General features: G+C 71.4%; 23 protein-coding genes and 1 tRNA gene. 16 read left to right on the forward strand and 8 right to left on the reverse strand.

What is annotated here, in order from left to right; genetic code table 11:
- Positions 1–343: 343 nt before the first annotated feature.
- The 6 genes from ACZ67M_RS03355 to ACZ67M_RS03380 all read left to right on the forward strand — a co-directional run bounded on the left by ACZ67M_RS03355 (position 344) and on the right by ACZ67M_RS03380 (position 4,843).
- Complete coding sequence (locus tag ACZ67M_RS03355) at positions 344–781, forward strand: DUF3052 domain-containing protein (RefSeq protein WP_166661640.1); 438 nt, start codon at positions 344–346, stop codon at positions 779–781.
- Between the two features lie 124 nt (positions 782–905).
- The gene (locus tag ACZ67M_RS03360) at positions 906–1,364 is read left to right on the forward strand and encodes a peroxiredoxin (RefSeq protein ID WP_392100548.1); all 459 of its coding nucleotides are present in this window, start codon (positions 906–908) and stop codon (positions 1,362–1,364) included.
- A 139-nt stretch (positions 1,365–1,503) separates the two neighbouring features.
- A complete protein-coding gene (locus ACZ67M_RS03365) occupies positions 1,504–2,079 on the forward strand; it encodes a calcium homeostasis/redox stress adaptation protein (protein ID WP_053130137.1) in 576 nt (191 codons plus the stop codon).
- A 112-nt stretch (positions 2,080–2,191) separates the two neighbouring features.
- Entirely contained in the window at positions 2,192–2,767 is a 576-nt protein-coding gene (locus ACZ67M_RS03370) for a TerD family protein (RefSeq protein WP_361355223.1), read from the forward strand.
- A 49-nt stretch (positions 2,768–2,816) separates the two neighbouring features.
- Positions 2,817–3,953 (forward strand): DUF475 domain-containing protein, encoded by a 1,137-nt coding sequence (locus tag ACZ67M_RS03375; protein WP_361355225.1) that lies wholly within the window; start codon positions 2,817–2,819, stop codon positions 3,951–3,953.
- A gap of 152 nt (positions 3,954–4,105) precedes the next feature.
- The gene (locus ACZ67M_RS03380) at positions 4,106–4,843 is read left to right on the forward strand and encodes a TerD family protein (protein ID WP_122620332.1); all 738 of its coding nucleotides are present in this window, start codon (positions 4,106–4,108) and stop codon (positions 4,841–4,843) included.
- Between the two features lie 56 nt (positions 4,844–4,899).
- On the opposite strand, the gene ACZ67M_RS03385 is transcribed toward ACZ67M_RS03380, so the two are convergent.
- Complete coding sequence (locus ACZ67M_RS03385) at positions 4,900–5,853, reverse strand: TerD family protein (RefSeq protein ID WP_469849386.1); 954 nt, start codon at positions 5,851–5,853, stop codon at positions 4,900–4,902.
- A 207-nt stretch (positions 5,854–6,060) separates the two neighbouring features.
- On the opposite strand from ACZ67M_RS03385, the gene ACZ67M_RS03390 reads away from it, so the two are divergent.
- From ACZ67M_RS03390 to ACZ67M_RS03400, 3 genes are all read left to right on the forward strand, one after another.
- Positions 6,061–7,227 carry an HpcH/HpaI aldolase/citrate lyase family protein gene (locus ACZ67M_RS03390; protein ID WP_385799292.1) on the forward strand — a complete coding sequence of 389 codons (1,167 nt, stop codon included), beginning with the start codon at positions 6,061–6,063 and terminating at the stop codon, positions 7,225–7,227.
- A 63-nt stretch (positions 7,228–7,290) separates the two neighbouring features.
- The gene (locus ACZ67M_RS03395; RefSeq protein ID WP_469849387.1) at positions 7,291–9,780 is read left to right on the forward strand and encodes a phosphoribosyltransferase; all 2,490 of its coding nucleotides are present in this window, start codon (positions 7,291–7,293) and stop codon (positions 9,778–9,780) included.
- Complete coding sequence (locus ACZ67M_RS03400; RefSeq protein ID WP_469849389.1) at positions 9,780–10,592, forward strand: HAD family hydrolase; 813 nt, start codon at positions 9,780–9,782, stop codon at positions 10,590–10,592. Before ACZ67M_RS03395 ends, ACZ67M_RS03400 begins: the two co-directional genes overlap by 1 nt.
- Here ACZ67M_RS03400 and ACZ67M_RS03405 read toward each other — a convergent pair.
- Entirely contained in the window at positions 10,510–11,307 is a 798-nt protein-coding gene (locus tag ACZ67M_RS03405) for a DedA family protein (protein ID WP_385799288.1), read from the reverse strand. The two genes, ACZ67M_RS03400 and ACZ67M_RS03405, sit on opposite strands and share 83 nt — an antisense overlap.
- Before the next feature lie 132 nt (positions 11,308–11,439).
- Here ACZ67M_RS03405 and ACZ67M_RS03410 point away from each other — a divergent pair, with 132 nt between their 5' ends.
- Together ACZ67M_RS03410 and ACZ67M_RS03415 are read left to right on the forward strand one after the other, a co-directional pair.
- A complete protein-coding gene (locus tag ACZ67M_RS03410) occupies positions 11,440–12,582 on the forward strand; it encodes a sensor histidine kinase (protein ID WP_355826236.1) in 1,143 nt (380 codons plus the stop codon).
- Positions 12,573–13,217 carry a response regulator transcription factor gene (locus ACZ67M_RS03415; protein ID WP_392008830.1) on the forward strand — a complete coding sequence of 215 codons (645 nt, stop codon included), beginning with the start codon at positions 12,573–12,575 and terminating at the stop codon, positions 13,215–13,217. The genes ACZ67M_RS03410 and ACZ67M_RS03415 overlap by 10 nt, the downstream gene beginning before the upstream one ends.
- Before the next feature lie 19 nt (positions 13,218–13,236).
- On the opposite strand, the gene ACZ67M_RS03420 is transcribed toward ACZ67M_RS03415, so the two are convergent.
- From ACZ67M_RS03420 to ACZ67M_RS03430, 3 genes are all read right to left on the reverse strand, one after another.
- Positions 13,237–13,467: an FmdB family zinc ribbon protein gene (locus tag ACZ67M_RS03420; protein WP_393562560.1), complete on the reverse strand. Its 231-nt coding sequence runs from the start codon at positions 13,465–13,467 to the stop codon at positions 13,237–13,239.
- A gap of 72 nt (positions 13,468–13,539) precedes the next feature.
- Positions 13,540–14,943 carry a hypothetical protein gene (locus ACZ67M_RS03425; RefSeq protein ID WP_469849391.1) on the reverse strand — a complete coding sequence of 468 codons (1,404 nt, stop codon included), beginning with the start codon at positions 14,941–14,943 and terminating at the stop codon, positions 13,540–13,542.
- A 71-nt stretch (positions 14,944–15,014) separates the two neighbouring features.
- Entirely contained in the window at positions 15,015–15,785 is a 771-nt protein-coding gene (locus ACZ67M_RS03430) for a DUF4097 family beta strand repeat-containing protein (RefSeq protein ID WP_392008835.1), read from the reverse strand.
- 182 nt (positions 15,786–15,967) lie between these two features.
- Between ACZ67M_RS03430 and ACZ67M_RS03435 the strand changes: the two genes are divergently transcribed.
- The 3 genes from ACZ67M_RS03435 to ACZ67M_RS03445 all read left to right on the forward strand — a co-directional run bounded on the left by ACZ67M_RS03435 (position 15,968) and on the right by ACZ67M_RS03445 (position 17,303).
- Positions 15,968–16,042: transfer RNA gene (locus tag ACZ67M_RS03435), tRNA-Val, on the forward strand.
- Between the two features lie 85 nt (positions 16,043–16,127).
- Positions 16,128–16,544 carry a DUF6153 family protein gene (locus ACZ67M_RS03440; RefSeq protein WP_469849393.1) on the forward strand — a complete coding sequence of 139 codons (417 nt, stop codon included), beginning with the start codon at positions 16,128–16,130 and terminating at the stop codon, positions 16,542–16,544.
- A gap of 84 nt (positions 16,545–16,628) precedes the next feature.
- Positions 16,629–17,303, forward strand: a complete 675-nt coding sequence (locus ACZ67M_RS03445; protein ID WP_469849394.1) for a DUF305 domain-containing protein — start codon at positions 16,629–16,631, stop codon at positions 17,301–17,303.
- A 33-nt stretch (positions 17,304–17,336) separates the two neighbouring features.
- On the opposite strand, the gene ACZ67M_RS03450 is transcribed toward ACZ67M_RS03445, so the two are convergent.
- Positions 17,337–17,693 (reverse strand): hypothetical protein, encoded by a 357-nt coding sequence (locus tag ACZ67M_RS03450; RefSeq protein ID WP_361355248.1) that lies wholly within the window; start codon positions 17,691–17,693, stop codon positions 17,337–17,339.
- A 125-nt stretch (positions 17,694–17,818) separates the two neighbouring features.
- On the opposite strand from ACZ67M_RS03450, the gene ACZ67M_RS03455 reads away from it, so the two are divergent.
- The gene (locus ACZ67M_RS03455; RefSeq protein WP_392235021.1) at positions 17,819–18,352 is read left to right on the forward strand and encodes a GNAT family N-acetyltransferase; all 534 of its coding nucleotides are present in this window, start codon (positions 17,819–17,821) and stop codon (positions 18,350–18,352) included.
- Between the two features lie 4 nt (positions 18,353–18,356).
- Positions 18,357–18,590, forward strand: coding sequence for a DUF2277 domain-containing protein (locus tag ACZ67M_RS03460; protein WP_352153103.1), 234 nt, complete (start codon positions 18,357–18,359; stop codon positions 18,588–18,590).
- A gap of 506 nt (positions 18,591–19,096) precedes the next feature.
- On the opposite strand, the gene ACZ67M_RS03465 is transcribed toward ACZ67M_RS03460, so the two are convergent.
- Positions 19,097–19,735, reverse strand: coding sequence for a DedA family protein (locus tag ACZ67M_RS03465; RefSeq protein ID WP_361355251.1), 639 nt, complete (start codon positions 19,733–19,735; stop codon positions 19,097–19,099).
- A gap of 202 nt (positions 19,736–19,937) precedes the next feature.
- Complete coding sequence (locus ACZ67M_RS03470; protein WP_392008843.1) at positions 19,938–20,393, reverse strand: DoxX family protein; 456 nt, start codon at positions 20,391–20,393, stop codon at positions 19,938–19,940.
- Positions 20,394–20,639: the final 246 nt, after the last annotated feature.

Consider the following 20,639-nt stretch of genomic DNA (forward strand, 5'->3'; position numbering starts at 1 on the left):
GCCGATTACCCGCCGGTTCCCCATCGTGTACCTCACGGGGGCAATCGTCATCTGTACCGTGGGGTAACCGGTTCCTTCGCGGGGATCGGGGGCACGTTCATTCGAGTCTCGTACCCACACATGGTTCCCAAATACGCAAACGGGGCAGATAGGTGTGGTGTACGTCACCTTTGGTCTGGACGGCATGGCTGGAGTTGCGGCGACACGGCCGGGATCGTCACCGTTTCGGCGGTCCCAGACGCCGGGTACTTGCGCGATCGGTCCCGCCCGTGTGGACTACGGCCAAGCTTCGCGCACGCGCGAGGCTGAAGACATCTACCGAAACATGATCAGGAGGCAACCCGTGAGCGCGACCGCGGACCACGCGGAGGAGCGGACGAACCCTGCCGCCAGGCTGGGGTTCCAGCCCGGGCAGGTGGTCCAGGAGATCGGCTACGACGACGACGTCGACCAGGAGCTCCGCGAGGCCATCGAGGGCGCCGTCGAGGGCGAGCTGGTGGACGAGGACTACGAGGACGTGGCCGACGCCGTCGTGCTGTGGTTCCGTGACGACGACGGCGACCTGACGGATGCGCTGGTGGATGCCACCACGTACATCGAAGAGGGCGGGTCGATCCTCCTTCTCACGCCGAAGACCGGCCGTGATGGATACGTCGAGGCCAGCGACATCTCGGAAGCCGCGACGACCGCCGGACTGACGGCGTCCAAGAGCGTCAGCGTAGGCAAGGACTGGAGCGGCAGCCGGCTGGCGACGCCCAAGGCCGCCAAGTCCAAGCGGTAGCCGCACGGCCTCCGCATCACCCCGGACTCAGGACGGGCCGGCCTCGGTCGGCCCGTCCGCGGGTTCGCGATGATCCCTGCGTAGGGTGTTTCCAGCGAACACCTCCGGAAGGGACGAACAGGACATGGCGATCCAGGTCGGCGACAAGGCCCCCGACTTCGAGCTGAAGGACAACCACGGCGCGACCGTCCGGCTGTCCGACTTCCACGGCCAGAAGAACGTGGTGCTGCTCTTCTACCCGTTCGCGTTCACCGGCGTGTGCACCGGCGAGCTGTGCGAGGTGCGCGACAACCTGCCGCAGTTCTCCGACCGCGACACCCAGGTGCTCGCCGTCTCCAACGACTCCATCCACACCCTGCGCGTCTTCGGCGAGCAGGAGGGCCTGGAGTACCCGCTGCTGTCCGACTTCTGGCCGCACGGCAACGTCTCGCGCTCCTACGGCGTCTTCGACGAGGACAAGGGCTGCGCCGTCCGCGGCACCTTCATCATCGACCGTGAGGGCGTCGTGCGCTGGACCGTCGTCAACGGTCTGCCGGACGCCCGCGACCTGAACGAGTACGTGAAGGCGCTCGACACCCTGTGACCCGGCACCCGTGACCCGACACCGCGATTTGTCGGCCGCAGGGCCTGCGGGGGGCGGGAACCCGTCACTAGGATCGAATCGTTGATCCGATATCCACGCACTACGGGGCACCCCGCCCCTGGACACCAATGGAGGACTCGTGGGAGTCAGCCTCAGCAAGGGCGGCAACGTATCGCTGACCAAGGAGGCCCCCGGCCTGACCGCGGTCATCGTCGGTCTGGGGTGGGACATCCGCACCACCACCGGTACGGACTTCGACCTCGACGCCAGCGCGCTGCTGCTGAACAGCGGCGGCAAGGTCGCCAGTGACGCGCACTTCATCTTCTTCAACAACCTGAAGAGCCCGGACGGGTCCGTCGAGCACACGGGTGACAACCTCACCGGTGAGGGCGAGGGCGACGACGAGCAGATCAAGATCGACCTGGCCACCGTCCCGGCCGACGTCGAGAAGATCACCTTCCCGGTCTCCATCTACGACGCCGAGAACCGCCAGCAGTCCTTCGGCCAGGTGCGCAACGCGTTCATCCGCGTCGTCAACCAGGCCGGCGGCGCCGAGATCGCCCGCTACGACCTGTCGGAGGACGCCTCCACGGAGACCGCGATGGTCTTCGGCGAGCTGTACCGGCACGGCGCGGAGTGGAAGTTCCGCGCCATCGGCCAGGGCTACGCCTCGGGCCTGCGCGGCATCGCCCAGGACTTCGGCGTGAACGTCTGAGCGACCAGAACCACCGGGGCACCCGCCCCGATCGTCCGGCGCCGCACGGTTTACGTGCGGCGCCGGACGCGCAGGAACTCCAGGAATCATCACCCGGGGAGGGACCATCACCATGGGCGTCACGCTTGCCAAGGGCGGCAACGTCTCCCTGTCCAAGGCCGCACCGAACCTCACCCAGGTTCTGGTCGGACTCGGCTGGGACGCGCGTTCCACCACCGGAGCACCCTTCGACCTCGACGCCAGCGCCCTCGTGTGCGGCAACGGCCGGGTGCTCGGCGACGAGTGGTTCGTGTTCTACAACCAGCTCAAGAGCCCGGACGGCTCGATCGAGCACACCGGCGACAACCTCACCGGCGAGGGCGACGGCGACGACGAGTCGATCCTGGTCGACCTCTCCGCGGTGCCCGCCCACTGCGACAAGATCGTCTTCCCGGTCTCGATCCACGCGGCCGACGAGCGCGGCCAGGCCTTCGGCCAGGTCAGCAACGCCTTCATCCGGGTCGTCAACCAGGCCGACGGCCAGGAACTCGCCCGCTACGACCTCAGCGAGGACGCCTCCACGGAGACCGCGATGATCTTCGGTGAGCTCTATCGCTACCAGGGCGAATGGAAGTTCCGCGCCGTGGGGCAGGGGTACGCGTCGGGGCTGCGCGGCATCGCTCTAGACTTCGGAGTCAACGTTTCGTAAAGCCGCGTACGGCGCGGGGGAGCCCCGTACACACACGATTGGGTAGCCAGTGGTTCTGAAAACCTTCGGGTGGTCGTTCGCGGTCACCGCGCTCGGCCTGGTGGCCGCGGTCTTCTACGGGGGGTGGACCGCCTTCGGCGTCGTGGCGATCCTGTCCGTCCTGGAGATCTCGCTGTCCTTCGACAACGCGGTGGTCAACGCCGGGATCCTGAAGAAGATGAATGCCTTCTGGCAGAAGATCTTCCTCACCATCGGCATCCTGATCGCCGTCTTCGGCATGCGCCTGATCTTCCCGGTCGTCATCGTCGCGGTGAGCGCGTCCCTCGGCCCGATCGAGGCCGTCGACCTCGCCCTGACCGACAAGGACCGCTACCAGGAGCTGGTGACGGACGCCCATCCGTCGATCGCCGCCTTCGGTGGCATGTTCCTCCTGATGATCTTCCTCGACTTCATCTTCGAGGACCGGGACATCAAGTGGCTGGGCTGGCTGGAGCGCCCGCTGGCCAAGCTCGGCAAGGTCGACATGCTGTCGGTCTGCATCGCCCTGGTCGTTCTGCTGGTCTCCGCGATCACCTTCGGCGCCCACGCCCACCAGCACGGCGGCACCCACGCCGACAAGGCGGAGACGGTCCTGCTCTCCGGCATCGCGGGTCTGATCACCTACCTCGTCGTGGGCGGCCTCTCCAGCTTCTTCGAGGAGAAGCTCGAAGAGGAGGAGGAGCGCGAGCACGAGGCCGAGGAGAAGGCCGAGCGCGAGGGTAAGCCCAAGTCGGCCGTCAAGCTGGCCGGCAAGGCCGCGTTCTTCATGTTCCTCTACCTGGAGGTCCTGGACGCGTCGTTCTCCTTCGACGGTGTCATCGGCGCCTTCGCCATCACCAACGACATCGTCCTGATGGCCCTCGGCCTCGGCATCGGCGCCATGTACGTCCGGTCGCTGACCGTCTACCTGGTCCGCCAGGGCACCCTCGACGACTACGTCTACCTGGAGCACGGCGCCCACTACGCCATCGGCGCCCTGGCCGTCATCCTGCTGGTGACCATCCAGTACGAGATCAACGAGATCATCACGGGCCTCATCGGCGTGGTCCTGATCGGCGCCTCCTTCTGGTCCTCGGTGCGCCGCAACCGCGCGCTCGCGGCGGCCGGCGGCGATCAGGAGAAGACGGAGGTCTCCTCCGGGGTGTGAAAGCACTCCGTCCCCGGGCCGGGTTCGCCCCCGGTGCGCCCGCACCACTGGTGTGAACCCGGCCCGGACGAGGAACGCTCTGAGCGGGGCGGCCGACGAGGACGACTCCTCGGGGCCGCCCCGTCGGCGGTCGGAACAAGGTGGGGGCGGTAATGGGCTTCTTGGACGGACTGTGGCGCGGCCGCGAGTCCGATTTCGACTCGGGCAGCGCGGCGACCAACTCCATCCAGCTGACCAAACGGCACAGCCAGGTCTCCCTGACCAAGCAGGGCGCGGCCACCGGCCACCTGCGCGTCAACCTGGCCTGGCGCATGCGCACGTCGGACATCATGGGCGCCCAGCGCGAGAGCCTGCTGCGGCACCCCTTCAAGGCGCTCAAGCCGCCTGAGGTGGTCGGCCACAGCCAGAGCATGGTCAACGTCGACCTCGACCTCGGCTGCCTCTACGAACTCATGGACGGCACCCGCGGCGTCGTCCAGCCGCTCGGCGGCTTCCTGGGCGACGTCAACGCCCCGCCGTACGTCAAGCTCAGCGGTGACGACCGGTTCGGCTCGGCCTCCGGCGAGACGATATACGTCAACCTCGACCACAAGGACGCCATCAAGCGCCTCCTGCTCTTCGCCTACATCTACGACCAGACCCCGGCCTTCGACCGGACGCACGCCATCGTCACGCTCTACCCGAGCAACGGCCCCCGCATCGAGATAGGCCTGGACGAACGCCATCCCCAGGCCCGGTCCTGCGCCGTGGTGATGATCGAGAACGTCAAGGGCGAGATCTTCGTCCGCCGCGAGGTGAAGTTCGTGTACGGCTTCCAGGGCGAACTGGACCGGCTCTACGGCTGGGGCCTTCAGTGGGGGCGCGGCCACAAGAGCAAGGCGGACCGCTAAGGTCCGCCTTCAGCGCCGAGTCGTGGGGCTGCCGGGTCGTCGTGTCGCCGGGCCGGCTAGCGCCCGACGAACTGTGGTCCCTGCGGCGGCATCCGGAAGTCAGGGTCGGGTGCCGTGGCGACCGGCTGCGGATAGCCGTAGCCGGACTGCGCGGCCCCGACCGCGGCCGGGGCCTGCGGATATCCGTACCCAGGCGCTCCGGTGGGCTGCGGGTAGCCATAGGCGGGCTGGGTGGCCGGCGGTTGCTGCGGAAAGCCGTACGCGGGCTGTGCGGGCACGCCCGCGGGCTGCTCCGGCGGCAGCGGCCCAGAGGCCCCCGGGAGGGGCTGGACGGTCGTCGGCTGCTCGGGATCGACCACCGGCTGGGCGGGCGCGGGCTGGGTGGCGGGGGTCTGCGCGGGGCCGGGCTGCGCGGGCGGGAACGTCGGCTCGGAGCGGGGGGCCGACAGGGGGTCCTCCGCCCCCTCCGACTCGTCCACCGAGATGCCGAAGTCGGTCGCCAGGCCCTTGAGCCCGTTGGAGTACCCCTCGCCCAGCGCCCGGAACTTCCAGCCCTCCCCGCGCCGGTACAGCTCGCCGCAGATCAGCGCCGTCTCCTGGCCCGTCTCCGGCTTCACGTCGAAGTACGCCAGCGGTTCCGCGTCGGCCGAGGCGGCGTCGTGCACCAGGATGCGCAGGGACCGCACACGGTCGAAGGTGACCCCGTCCGCGGACGCCACCAGCAGGATCCGCCCGACCGAGGGCTCCACCCGGGAGAGGTCTGTCTGGATCGTGTCGGTCAGGCCCTCGGCGACCCGCTTCTTGCCGAGCCGCCAGACCTGGCCGGAGGGGTGCCGGGGCTGGTTGTAGAAGACGAAGTCCTCGTCGGAGCGCACGCGGCCGTCCGGACCCAGCAGCAACGCGGAGGCGTCGATGTCAGGGGCCCCGGACCCGGGTGTCCAGCGCAGCACGGCGCGTACCGTGGTGGCTTGCAGCGGGACGTTCGATCCCTTCAGCATCGCGTGCGTCATGCGGTCATCCTGCCCTCTCGGTCCTGGTCACGACAACGCGGGGGCGGGTACTCGACCCGTGTCCGCCCTCCCGGGTGGCCATCGAAGACATGGCCGGGTTACCTGGAATTCATGCCCGGTGGGAACCTCCGACATGGATACGTACGTACTATTACCGGCCACCTTTCGACGATTCACAGGTTGCCCAGACACCACGGGGGAGTTTAAATGCGTCATTTCGGACAGATTGCCCCTGAAGTGCGGAAGCGTCTGTTCCACCAGGAGCCCTGCGCCTTCTCGGCGGACTCCCCGGCCCGGCTGCTCTCCGCGGCCCTGGGTGCCACGCTCTACAGCCCCGCCACCCGGCCGAATCTCGCCGACGACATCCTCAAGCAGGGCGCGCGCGGTGTGGTGTCGATGGTGCTGTGCCTGGAGGACTCGATCGACGACGCCGACGTACCGGTCGGTGAGGCCAACCTCGTCCGTCACCTCAACGATCTGGCGAAACGTTCCGACGCCGACATCCCCCTCCTGTTCGTCCGGGTCCGCACCCCCGAGCAGATACCCGACCTCGTGCGCCGCCTCGGCCCCGCCGTGCGGCTGCTGTCCGGATTCGTGCTGCCGAAGTTCACCGAGGAACGCGGCGTGCCCTTCCTGGAGGCACTCGCCGCCGCGGAGGCCGCCAGTGGCCGCAGGCTCTTCGCCATGCCGGTCCTGGAATCCCCTGACCTGCTGTACCGGGAGTCCCGGGTACAGACGCTGGAGGGGATCTTCCGCGCGGTCGACAAGTACCGCGACCGCGTGCTCGCCCTGCGGCTCGGCGTGACCGACTTCTGCTCCTCCTACGGGCTGCGCCGGGGCCCCGACATGACGGCGTACGACGTCCAGATCGTCGCCTCCGTGATCGCCGACGTGGTGAACATGCTCGCCCGCGCCGACGGCACCGGATTCACCGTGACCGGGCCCGTGTGGGAGTACTTCCGCGTCCCGGAGAGGATGTTCAAACCGCAGCTGCGGCAGAGCCCCTTCCTGGAGGGCCAGGCCGTCGGACTGCGCCAGAAACTGATCGAGCACTCGATGGACGGCCTGCTGCGGGAGATCTCCCTGGACCGCGCCAACGGCCTGCTGGGCAAGACCTGCATCCACCCCTCGCACGTGCTCCCCGTGCACGCGCTGTCCGTCGTCAGCCACGAGGAGTTCAGCGACGCCCAGGACATCCTGCGGCCGGAACGCTGCGGCGGGGGTGTGATGAGGTCCGCCTACACGAACAAAATGAACGAGGTGAAGCCGCACCGCGCCTGGGCCGAACGGACCCTGCTGCGCGCCGAGGTCTTCGGGGTGGCGAACGAGGACATCGGCTTCGTGGAACTGCTCGCCGCCGGACTGTCCGACTGACCGCAACGATCCACGACCGACGCAAGGGCCCAGGCCGAGATGGACAACGGGAGGCACGAGTACATGACCGAGAGGGCGCGCGCCGAGGGGCGCGCCGGAGTCTGGTCCGGCAGCTGGGTCGCGGAGCGGCTCGGTGTCGAACTCGCCGGTGACGACAGTCTGACCGGCCTGCTGGGCCTCGCCCTGCGACGCAACCCCAAACGGGCGCACCTGCTCGTCTCCAACGTGCTCGGCAAACACGTCCCCCAGTCGCCCTCCGTCGTCCACGGCCACGGTGTCGCCCTCGGCCGCCGCGTCCGCGACCTGCTCGGCGCCGAGACGGCCGGACACGCGGTCGTCCTCGGCTACGCGGAGACCGCCACCGGACTCGGCCACTCCGTCGCCGACGGCCTGGGCGCAGCCCCCTACCTGCACTCCACCCGCCGTCCGGTCGCCGGGGTCGGCCGGGCGGGCGGTTTCGAGGAGTCCCACTCGCACGCGACCTCCCACCTCCTGCTGCCCGAGGACCCGGCGCTGCTGGCCGGCGACGGGCCGCTCGTCCTCGTCGACGACGAGTTCTCCACCGGCAACACGGTGCTCAACACCGTCCGCGCCCTGCACGAGCGCTATCCCCGCAAGCGGTACGTCGTGGTCGCCCTGGTCGACATGCGCTCGCCCGCCGACGCCGGCCGGCTGGAGGACTTCGCCCGGGAGATCGGCGCCCGCGTGGACCTGGTGACGGCCGCCTCGGGCACGGTGCGGCTGCCGCCGGGGGTTCTGGAGAAGGGGCAGGAACTGGTCGCGCGGTACGAGGCCGGGCGTGTGGGCGCGGGCGTGGGTGGGGGTGCGGGATCCGGTGCGGGGGGAGCCGTCGGCCGGGTGGCCCGCGTCGACCTGCGCTGGCCCGACGGGGTTCCCGACGGCGGCCGGCACGGCTTCACGGCCGCGCACCGCGAGCGGCTGGAGAACGCGCTGCCCGGCATGGCGGCCCGCATCGCCGACGCACTGCACGCCGGCGCCCGACGCGTGCTCGTCCTCGGCTTCGAGGAACTGATGTACGCCCCCCTCCGCCTGGCCGGCGCCCTCGAGCGGACCACCGACGCCGACGTGCGCTACTCCACCACCACCCGCTCTCCCGTCCTCGCGGTCGACGACCCCGGCTACGCCATACGCACCCGCCTGGTCTTCCCCGCACACGACGACCCGGCGGACGGCCCCGGCGAGCGCTACGCCTACAACGTCGCGGGCGCCGGCTTCGACGCCGTCGTCGCCGTCGTCGACTCCGCCGCCGACACCCCCGCGCTGCACGCGCCCGACGGGCTGCTGGGCCGGCTCGCCGCCCATGTCCCGCACGTCCTGCTCGCGGTCGTCCCGTCGTACGTCCCGCACGCCCCGCACGCTCCCGAAAGGCCCTCCATGCTGTCCGAGCCCCTGCGCGGCCCCGACTTCTCCTCGTACGCGTCCGACGAGGTCGGCTGGCTGCTCCAGGACTTCTCGGACGTGACGCTGGAGGCGCCGACCGAGGAGCGCGAGGAGGCCATCCAGAGCGGCGGCGCGCACTACGCGGAGTCGCTGCCCGTGGAGTACCAGCCCAGCGAGCAGTACCAAGAGCTGTTCCACTCGGCCCTGGACGCGTCCGCCGCCCGGCTGGCGCGCGCCGTCGGTGCCGTCACCGAGATCGTGCTCGCGGAGCGGTCGCCCCGCCCCGTCCTGGTCTCCCTCGCCCGCGCGGGCACCCCCGTGGGCATCCTGATGCGCCGCTGGGCGCAGTACCGCCATGGTCTCGACCTCCCTCACTACGCCGTGTCGATCGTCCGGGGCCGGGGCATCGACGCCAACGCACTGCGCTGGCTGGCCGCCCACCACGACCCCGCCGACGTCGTCTTCGTCGACGGCTGGACCGGCAAGGGCGCCATCACCCGCGAACTAGCCGCCGCCCTGCGCGACTTCGGGGCCTCGGACGGCGTCACCGGCTTCAACCCGGAGATCGCCGTGCTGGCCGACCCCGGCTCCTGCGTACGCACGTACGGCACGCGCGACGACTTCCTCATCCCCTCCGCCTGTCTCAACTCCACCGTCTCCGGCCTGATATCCCGCACCGTGCTCCGCGCCGACCTGGTGGGCCCGCACGACTTCCACGGCGCGAAGTTCTATCGCGAACTCGCCGGCGCCGACCTGTCACCCGCCTTCCTCGACGCCGTCTCCGCGCACTACCCGGACGTCACCGACGCGGTCCACGCCCAGGCCAAGGAACTGCTGGCCGCCGACCGCACCCCCACCTGGGAGGGCTGGGCCGCCGTCGAGCGGATCAGCGAGGAGTACGGCATCGACGACGTGAACCTCGTCAAGCCCGGCGTCGGCGAGACCACCCGCGTGATGCTGCGCCGCGTGCCCTGGAAGGTCCTCGCCCGGACCGGCGCCGGCGCGGACCTGGACCACGTACGCCTGCTGGCCGAGCAGCGGGGCGTGCCCGTCGAGGAGGTCGACGACCTGCCCTACACCTGCGTCGGGTTGATCCACCCCAAGTACACGCGGGGCGCTACCGGCGCCGACGGCAAGGCGGTGGCGCTCTGATGTCCGTCCTCGTCGCCAGTGACCTCGACCGCACGCTCATCTACTCCGCGGCCGCGCTCGGACTGACCATGCCCGACCTGCGGGCACCCCGGCTGCTCTGCGTGGAGGTCTACGAGAGCAAACCCCTCTCCTACATGACCGAGACCGCCGCTCAACTGCTGACCGACCTCGGCGACACGGCCGTCTTCGTGCCGACCACCACCCGCACCCGCAAGCAGTACCAGCGGATCAACCTCCCCGGCCCCGTGCCGAAGTACGCGATCTGCGCCAATGGGGGCCACCTGCTGGTGGACGGCGTCTCGGACCCCGACTGGCACGCACGCGTGACCGCCCGGCTCGCCGACGAGTGCGCCTCGCTGGCCGAGGTCCGCGACCACCTGATGAACACCGCCGACCCGCTGTGGGTGCGCAAGCACCGGGTCGCCGAGGACCTCTTCGCCTACCTCGTCGTCGAGCGCGAACTGCTGCCGGAGGAGTGGGTGAAGGACCTCGCCGTGTGGGCCGAGAACCGCGGCTGGACCGTGTCCCTCCAGGGCCGCAAGATCTACGCCGTCCCCAGGCCGCTGACCAAGAGCGCCGCCGTCCACGAGATCGCCCGCCGCACCGGCGCCGAACTCACCCTCGCCGCCGGGGACTCGCTGCTCGACGCCGGCCTGCTGCTCGCCGCCGACCGAGGCTGGCGCCCCGGCCACGGCGAGCTGGCGGACTCCGACTGGACGGCCCCGGCGATCAGCGCCTTGCCCGAGCGCGGTGTCCTGGCCGGTGAGCGGATCCTTCGGGAGTTCCTGCGCGCGGTGAGTCCGGCTCGCTGACTTCGCCGTCCGTGTCATCGGCACCGTCGTCCCCGGTGCCGGTGCCGGTGCCGGTGCGGCGGCCACGCCTGCGGTTGCCGGCTCCCGGCCGCAGCAGACGCATGCCTATGAAGACCAGCAGTGCCAGGGCCGCGATCGCGAGGATCACCTTGGAGTACGTGGAGGCGATGCCCGAGACCTCGGACCAGTTGTCGCCCAGCGCGTAGCCCGCGAGGACGAAGACCGTGTTCCATATCGCGCTGCCCAGCGTGGTCAGGGCGAGGAAGACGGGCAACCGCATCCGCTCGACGCCCGCCGGTACCGAGATCAGGCTGCGGAAGATCGGGATCATCCGGCCGAAGAACACCGCCTTGGTCCCGTGCTTGAGGAACCAGGCCTCCGTCTTCTCGATGTCGGAGACCTTCACCAGCGGCAGCTTCCCCGCTATCGCCACCGTGCGATCCCGGCCGAGCAGCGCGCCGATCCCGTACAGGGCGAGAGCGCCGATCACCGAACCCGCTGTCGTCCACAGCAGGACGGCTATCAGGTTCATCCGGCCGGAACTCGCCGCGAACCCGGCGAGCGGCAGGATCACCTCGCTCGGCAGTGGAGGAAAGAGGTTCTCCAGAGCGATGGCGAGCCCGGCACCCGGTGCGCCGAGCGCGTCCATGAGGTCGTTGATCCACTGCGGTGCCGCGCCGCTGTCGGCGGCCGGCTGCGCTGCGATGGCTGTCATGACGACCACGCTAGAAAATGGCGGCTGAAGAGACCCTGAGGAAGACCGCAAGATCGACTGCGGTGTACCGCAGGCGGGAATTGCGGTTTTCCGCAGTGTGCGCCGCTGCCGTGCCCGGCTAGCCTCGCGATCATGCGAGTCATGGCGCGACGTGTGGTGCGGTGCGGGGTGGGCCTGATCATGGGGACCGCCACGGCCGCCGTCGAGCTGCTCTTCGCCCTGCTGGCCGGGGTGGCCCTGCTGCCCGTCGCGGCCTGGCCGGCCGCCCGCCGTGCGGTCCTGCGCCCGGTTCTCGCGGGCGCGCGGATACTGGCGGAGCTGGAGCGGGCCCGGCTGCGGATGTGGCTGGACCTCCGGATCACCCCCGCGTACGAGGACGCGCGCGCCCTGCGGTACGTGGCCTGCCACTGGGCGCTGGGCGCCCTGGGCGGGGTGGTGATGCTGACGGCCGCCATCGGCCTGGGGTACGGCACCTTCGGGCTGTACGGCTGGTTCCTGCTGGACGGCATACGCAACCCCGGTTCGTTCGTCCTCGGCAGTCTGGGCGGCCTCTTCCTCGTGTTCCTCGCCGTGCAGGGAATATTCGGAGTGGCCGGCCTGGAGGGGCAGCTCGCACGTCACTTCCTCGGCCCGCGGCACCAGGAGGAGCTGGAGCGGCGGATCGCGGAGCTGGCCGCCAGCCGCGCCGCCGTGGTGGACGCGGTCCACGACGAACGGCGCCGCATCGAGCGGGACCTGCACGACGGTGTCCAGCAGCGTCTGGTCGCCCTCGGCATGCTGCTCGGCCGGGCCCGCCGCAGCCAGGAGGCAGGCCGCCGTGACCGGCTGCTGGGCCAGGCCCACGACGAGAGCCGCCGCGCCCTGGACGAGCTGCGCGAGGTGGCCTGGCGGATCTATCCGACGACGCTGGACGAGGCGGGGCTGCGGGCGGCGCTGGAGACGGTCGCCGAGCGGGCGTCCGTGCCGGTGGGGGTGGAGTACGACCTCGCCGACGAACCCGAGCGGGCGGTGGCGACCGTCGCCTACTTCGTCGTCTGCGAGGCGGTCACGAACGCGGTCAAGCACGCGGCGCCGACCCGGATAAGCGTCGCCGTCAGAGCGGAGGAGGAACGGATGTACGTGAGCGTCCAGGACGACGGCTGCGGTGGGGCCGACGCCGCCGGCAGCGGACTGTTCGGGCTCGCCCGCCGCGTCGCCGCCCTCGACGGCAGCCTCAGCGTGGTGAGCCCGCCGGGTGGGCCCACCCTGGTCTCCGCGGAGCTGCCATGCGGCTGATCCTCGCCGAGGACTCGACCCTGCTGCGTGAGGGGCTGGTGCGGCTGCTGACGGAGGAGGGGCACGAGGTGCTCGCGGCCGTCGGCAATGCGGAGCTGCTGCTGAAGGCCGTCGCCGAGGACCCGCCGGACGTGGTCGTCGCCGATGTCCGGATGCCGCCCACGCACACCGACGAGGGCCTGCGCGCGGCCCTGGAGATACGCGAGCGGTGGCCACAGGTCGGGGTGCTGGTGCTCTCGCAGTACGTCGAGAAGCGGTATGCGACGGAGCTGCTGACCGGGGAGACGGAAGGAGTCGGATACCTGCTCAAGGACCGGGTGGTCCAGATCGACGAGTTCCTGGACGCGCTGGAGCGGGTGGCCGCCGGGCGAGCGGCCTTCGACCCCGAGGTCGTCCGCCAGCTCCTCGGCCGTACGACGCACAGTGATCTGCTCGCCCGGCTCACCGGACGGGAGCGGGACGTGCTGGGCGAGATGGCGCAGGGGCACACCAACGCGGCGATCGCGCGGCGGCTGCACATCTCGCAGAGCGCCGTGGAGAAACACACCAACGCGATCTTCGACAAGCTGGAGCTGACGGGAGGTGAGGGCTATTCACGCAGAGTGCTGGCGGTGCTGCGCTATCTGGGCAGCTGAGGGAGGCCGCCCCGCGGGCTCAGCCGCAGCAGCCCCCACCGCAGCAGCCGCCACCGCCACCGCCACCGCCGCCCGGCGACGGCGCGGGGGCGGACGAGCCCGCCGAGCCGCCGACCGCGACCGTCGACAGCAGCTTCACCGTGTCGTCGTGGCCCGCCGGGCAGGCGGCGGGGGCGGAGGACTCAGCCATGGGACGGCTCAGTTCGAAGGTGTCGCCGCAGCTCCGGCAGCGGTACTCGTAGCGAGGCATGCGCACAGGTTAGCCGGACCGGCCCGCGACCGGACCCGGCGGCGGAGAAGTGGCCGCCGTCCCGCCCTGCGGTCAGTGGCCGGCCCCGCGCTCCTCACGGATGTGGGAGACCACCTGGCTCGTCGACTGCCGGACCGCTTCCGTCTCCGTGAGGAAGTGCCAGTAGTCGGGGTGGCGGCCCTCCAGCGTGGTGATCGCCCGTTCCAGCCGGGCCACGGCCTCGTCCAGGGGGCGTGCGTGACGCGGGTCGGGAGTGTTGCGGCCCGCCATGGCCAGGCGCTGTGCGTCGCGGATGGCGAAGCGGGTGCGCTCGATCTCCTGCTGCGGGTCCTTCTGCACGGCGTTGAGCTGCCGCAGCCGGTCACCGGCCGCCGAGACCGCGTCGTCGGTCGTGTTCAGCAGCGCCCGGACCGTCGAGAGCAGGGCGGTCGCGTCGGGCCAGCGCTGTTCGTCGCGGGCGGTCTGTGCCTCGGTGAGCTTCCGCTCGGCCTGCCGGACCGATTCGGTGGCCTGGTCCGGCACATGCTGGAGATCCTGCCAGCAGGCGGCGGTGAACCGGCGGCGCAGTTCGCTCAGCACCGGCTCGACCTGCTCGGTGCGCGTGGTCAGGGCCTCGGCGCGGGTGCGCAGGGAGACCAGCCGGTGGCTGATCTCGTCGGCGCGCTCGGGCAGCCGCTCCGCCTCGGCGCGGACCGCCTCCGCCTCGCGGGTGACCCGCTCGGCCCGCTCCAGGGTCTGGGGCACGCCGTGCTGTCCCGCGCCCTGGTTGAGCCGGGTCAGCTCCGGGCCGAGGGTGGCGAGACGGGTGGCGAGGTCGTCGGCCTTCAGGCCGGCGCCGCGGGCGGAGTCCAGGGCGTTGGAGGCGGCGAGCAGGGCCTGCCGGGCGCGTTCGACGGCGGGTGCCAGCCGGGCCAGCTGGGTCTCGGCCTTGCCGAGCAGGGGACCGAGGCCGTCGGCGAAGCGGTCCAGTTCCTGCTTGACCCGGCCCAGCTCGTTCTTGGCCGCGGTCAGCTCGCCGCGGGCGCGGGAGGCGGCCGAGGCCTCCAGGTCGTCCCGGTCCAGGTCGTGGGCGTCGACGGCACCGATGTACTGATGGCTGACCTCGTCGATCCGCCGGCCGAGTGCCTCGAAGTCGGTGACCGCGCGCCGGGCGGCGGGGGAGGAGTCGACGGCCGCGATGGTCTCTATCGAGATCCGCAGGTCGCGCTGCGCGCTGTCCAGCTCGTAGAAGGCGGCCGCCGCGTCGTCCTTCGCGGCCTGGGCTTCCGCCCGCTGGCTCTCGGCCCGCCCGCCGAACCAGCGCCGGGTGCCGCCTCCGGTGAACGCGGCGGGCAGCGCGAGTACGGCGAGGACCGGCAGGCCCATCAGGGCGAGCGTGTCACGGACCGCGCTCGGAGGGCGGCGACGCGAGCGCTGCGGCGGGTGCGACGCGCGCGCCACCATCGGCGAGTACGGCTGCGATGGTGTCGCCGTCACATCCCTCTCCCGTGTCGTCCGTCCTGCCCGGGTCCATTCTCCCACCCGATAGGGACGAACACACGGGCCGGTCAGTTCGCGGTTCGGACCGTGACTTTGCCGTCTCCGGTCCGGGCGTTCACCACGTGGGGGCTGGTCTCGTCCCGCGGCACGGTGACGTCGACCCCACCGTCGTCGGACTTCGTCGACACCTTGTACGTGTCCCGGGGCAGGGTGATCGACACGGAGCCGTCGCCGCTGCGGGACTCCACCAGGTCGGGGACGGTGCCGAGTTCGAGGCGGACCGAGCCGTCCCCGGTGTGCGCGCTCACCCGGCGGGAGGAGACCTCCGCGCGGACGGAACCGTCGCCGGTGCGCAGTTCCAGCGGTCCCGAGGTGTCGGTGACGTGCACGGATCCGTCGCCGGTACGGATGTTCAAGGCATCCCGGAACCCTCGTGCCCGGACGCTGCCGTCCCCGTCCTCGACCTTGACGGCGATACCCCGTGGCACCTCGATGCGGTGCTTGGCCTCGCAGTCGGCGACCACGCCGGAGCAGTGCATCCGCAGTTCCAGCCGGTCGCCGTCCATCTTCCAGGTCACCTCGGGCTCCGAGCCGACGGCGACCGACCCGGAGAACCAGCGGGTGACCTCGACCTTCCCGGGCTCGTGGTCGTCCGAGGCGACGATCTCCAGGGCGGAGTCGTCGGAGTCGACGGTGAGGGTGCTGCCCCGCAGACCGAAGGACCGGTGTTCGGGTTCCTTGTCGTCCGAGGCGGAGGCGCAGGCGCTGAGACCCGCGACGAGAACGGCGACGGCGCCGACGGTGGCGAAGGCGCGAGCGTGAACGGTACGGGCGGGCATGGCGGTCTCCCCCTGGGACGGACGGTGAAGTGCAGCGCCGGGGCCTTCCGGAGTGGAGGCGGCCTTGCCGACGAGGCTCTTCGACCGTACGGAGCGCGGGCCGGCAGCGGGATCCGGGTCACTACCGGATCCGGGGTGGGGATAACCCCCGGCCCGGGCCATGTAGGCTGTCGACTCGTCCTGGGTGCGTAGCTCAGGGGTAGAGCGCCTGCCTTACAAGCAGGATGTCGGCGGTTCGAAACCGTCCGCGCCCACCAGGACCGGCGCCGCTGTCGTCGGTGACGAGGCCCCCGGAGATCCTCCGGGGGCCTCTCGCGTGCGGTCGCCGGTGATCTCTCTAGGATGAGGTCCGTGAGGATCCCCGAGCAGCACGTCCCGCGACCGCCCGTGCGGTGGTTGCAGGCGGTGTGTCTGCTCGGACTGCTGGCCGGGCTGTTCGGCATGCACGGGCTGGCGCCCGGCGGAGGTCTCCCAGAGCACTCCGCGCGGCACTCCCTGCCGGGTTCCGCGCCGCAGGCCGGGGCGGCCCACGTCGGATGCGCCGAGGACAACGGTTCCTGCGGCGGCGGACATCTGGGGCACGCCGATTCGGTGTGCGCGTCCGGCGCGGTGAGTCAGGGCCCGGCGCTGCCCGGCCTCGTGCCCGACCCGGTGCCCGTGGCCCCCTGCGCCGGGGTCGTGCACGCGTACGCGGCCGACGCGCCGGACGGCGCGCGGGCGCCGCCCTCCCTGGCCGAACTCCAACTCCTGCGGATATAGGCACCGCCTCCCCGCACCGCGCCACCTGTGCGCGGGGCGGAGCGCAGGCATGTCCATCCCCCTTCACACAGCAGGAGTTCACGCATGACCAGCATCAGCCGCAGTACCCGTACGAACCGCACGCGCCGTGTCGCAGCCGTCGTGGCGACGGCCGCCGCCGCGTTCGTCCTCGCCGCCTGCGGGGGCGACGGCGGCGGTGGGCACGAGGGTTCGCACGGGGCCGCCTCGGCATCCGCCACCGACCCCGCGGGACCTGCGGGGAACGAGGCCGGCGAGCAGGCGCACAACGCCCAGGACGTCGCCTTCGCGCAGGGCATGATCCCGCACCACAGGCAGGCGCTGGAGATGGCCCGGCTGGCGGCCGACCGGTCCGCGACGCCCGAGGTCGCGGACCTCGCCGCACGCGTCGAGAAGGCTCAGGACCCCGAGATCACGACCATGACCGGCTGGTTGAAGACCTGGGGCGGGGAAGTGCCGGAGTCGACGGGGTCGAGGTCCGGCATGGATCACTCGGCGCACTCGGGCATGCCCGGGATGATGGACGGACAGGACATGGCGGAGCTGGGGAAGGCCTCGGGGCGGACCTTCGACACCAAGTTCCTGACCATGATGGTCGAGCACCATGAGGGCGCCGTCGAGATGGCCGGGACCGAGAAGGCCAAGGGCCGCTACGCCCCCGCCAAGGCCCTCGCCGACGACATCGTCACGGCACAGCAGGCCGAGATCACCGAGATGAACAGGCTCCTCGGCAAGGACTGAACGCCCGCACGGGTCCTGCTCGGGTGACGTCGCTCAGGCGTCCCCGGGCGGGGTCTCCGGGAGCGGGGTGTCGTGCGCGCGTTTGAGATCCGACCGGGCGTTCACCTGGTCGGGGCCGGTTATCTCCGACCAGTAGCGATGCGTGCTGACGAAGACGGCCAGCTCGCGCTCGCGCTGCCGGAGCTTCTCGACCTCGGCCTGTTCGTCCGCCGACCAGCCGGGCGAGGCCGGGCGCTCGACCTTGCGCCAGCCGTTGTCGTCGCTGAATCCGTCCAGGGGCTCCACGGACCAGGGGAGTCTCTTCAACAGGGCCGTCAGCTCGGCCCGGACCTGATGCAGTTCCTCCTGACCGGCGAGGAGGTCACTGGGGAAATCATAGGTCGTTGCCACAGCCTCAATGATACGCCTGTTCGATTTTGAGGCGCGCGTTCCCTTCAGTGGTTCACGCGAAAGGGTGGCCCGGGTGCACGTCGGCTCCGGGCCGGTTGTCAGACCCCTGCCCTACCGTGAAACACATGGATGGCGTGGACGAGCGGGCCGGACGGAGTGGGGAGCGGGTGCGCCTGGTCCCCTGGGCGGAGGGGGATCTGTGGCTGCTGCGCAGGACCAACAGCGCCGAGATGACCGCGCACCTCGGCGGCCCGGAGACCGAGGAACAGCTCGCGGCCCGGCACCGGCGGTACACCGGCTTGCGGCCGGGGCGGATGTACCGGGTGACGTCGGCGGACGGCGCCGAGACCTTCGGCTCGATCGGGTTCTGGCGGCGGACCTGGCAGGACGCGGAGGTCTGGGAGACCGGGTGGGCGGTGCTGCCGGAGTTCCAGGGGCGGGGGCTGGCGGTGCGGGCGGCCAGGGCGGTCCGTGAGGAGGCCCGTGCCGAGGGGTCGCTCCGGTATCTGCACGCGTTCCCCGGCGTCGATCACGCCGCTTCCAACGCGGTCTGCCGCGGAGCCGGGTTCACCCTGCTCGGACAGGCCGACTTCGAGTACCCGAAGGGCCACTGGATCAGGTCGAACGACTGGCGGGTGGACCTGGAGAGAGGAGACTGAGGCCATGTGCCGCAGCATCAAGACCCTGCGTCCGCCCGCGATGCCCGAGGAGGCCACGGAGGACGAGATGAGGGCCGCGGCCCTCCAGTACGTGCGCAAGGTGTCCGGTTTCCGCGCGCCGGCCGCGCACAACCAGGAGGTCTTCGACCAGGCGGTGGAGGCCGTCACCCGAGCCACGGCCGACCTGCTGGCCGGCCTGGAGATACGGGGCGCCTCCGGCGCCCGACGCGCCTCCTGACACACGCCGGACACCGCCGGGGTCGCCGCTCGCTGCCACGCGGGCGGCTCGGCGTACGCGTCCGCCGACGAAGCCGTCAGTGCGGGCGATGCGTCCGCCGAGGGAAGCCGTCGGTACGGGCGATGCGTCCGCCGAGGGAAGCCGTCGGTACGGGCGATGCGTCCGCCGACGAAGCCACCGGCGCGGGTGACGTCTCCGCGACACGACGGTCGTGGTGCAGGGGCTCCTGAGGTACGGGTACGGGGCCGTGCGGCTCGCGGCGTCTCCGGGACGCGAAGGCTTCGGCCTGCGAACGGCCGACGCCGTCCTCGGACGACACGCTCCGCCTGCGGCACGTCGTGCGGCACGCGCGGGGCGCGTACTCGGCCTGCGGCCCTCCACCTGAGGGGCCCGTCCGACGGCACCCGGCCTGCGGCCCTCACCCGAGGGAACCCGGCTGGCGGCATCCCGCCTGAGAGGTCACCGCCGACGGCACCCGCCTGCGGCGCCACCGCCAACGGCACCCCCTACGAAGCCTCCGAAGCCCGAGGCTGGCGTCGCATCAGGTAGGCCGCTCCCGCCCCCGCGCCGAACAGCGCCACCACGGACACCGCCGCCGCCAGCCAGGACGCGCCGAGCCACTGGCCGCCGAAGTAGCCGAGCGCGACGCTGTACGCGGCCCAGGCCAGCCCGGCGAGGGCGGACCACGGGAGGAATTCGCGGATCCGGCGGTGCGCGGTGCCGGCGACGAGCGAGACCACCGAGCGGCCCGCCGGGGCGAACCGGGCCAGGACGACCAGGGCGCCGCCGCCTCGGGCGAGGGCGCCGCCGAGACGTTCCTGCGCCGTGGTCAGCCGACGGGAACGGGCGATGGCGCGGTTCAGACGCGGCCCCCCGCGCCAGGCGAGGCGGTAGACCGCCAGGTCACCGAGGACGGAGGCGGTCGCCGCGCACAGGGTCAGGACGAGGATGTCGGGAACGTCCTCCGGTACCCGCCCGGCAGCCGCCGCGCCGGAACCCGCGGCCGCCGCCGTCGCCGCCGTGATCACCAGGACACCGCTCGGCAGCACGGGGAGGAAGATGTCGAGGAGCACCGAGACGGCCACCAGCGCGTAGATCCATGGGCTGCTGACCAGCGACCCGATACTTCCCAGACTCTCGACCACCACAACTCCCCGTTAATCCCCCGTGGGCCGGACCGTGCCGCGAGACGCGGGGGCTTCGGAGCGGCCCATCACAGCCATACAGCGTACGCCGGGGGTGTGACAGAGGGTTCACAGGGGGCTCGTGTGTTCGGCACCGGACGTTCACCTCGGAGGGGACGTTCACGCCCTCCAGCCCACGGTGGGCCGCCGAAGGGGAGCCGGGTCAGACCGCGACCGGCGTCTGCTGCTCCGGGGCGGTCTCCTCCTGTTCCGCGCCGCGTCGCGCGAAGAGCCGGTCGAGACCGAATGCGCCGGAGCCGGTGAAGGCGAGCAGGAGGAAGGCCCAGCAGAACATGGCGGCGGCCTCGCCGCCGTTCTCCATCGGCCACAGGGCGCCCGGCTGGTGCACCTTGAAGTACGCGTAGGCCATCGAGCCCGAGGACACGATCGCGGCGGCGCGGGTGCCGAGGCCGAGCAGGACGAGGCTGCCGCCGACGAGCTGGATCACGGCCGCGTACCAGCCGGGCCAGGTGCCCGAGTCGATCGTGCCGCCGGTGCCTCCCGTGCCGCCGAGGACGCCGAAGAGGGAGGCGGCTCCGTGGCAGGCGAAGAGGAGGCCGACGACCACGCGGAACAGGCCGAGGGCGTAGGGCTGGGCGCTGTCGAGGCGTCCGGACATGTGGGGGGTGCTCCTTCGGTCGAGCCGGTCCGGGAGGGACCGGTGGGGGACGGAACCGAGTGGGCTGCCCACGTTAGGTCGACCTAACTAGTGCTTGCAAGTTCAACATTTGGCCATGGGCTGACGTGGAATCACGCCGACGCCCCCGCCGCTTCCGCAGGTGGGAGCGCTCCCACGCTCGGGCCGAGGCCCGCCGACGTGACTCAATTCATACCCGGCGGGCCCCCGCCCGTACAGGGCGGCCGC

It is taken from the genome of Streptomyces sp. NPDC107500 (genome assembly GCF_055582785.1).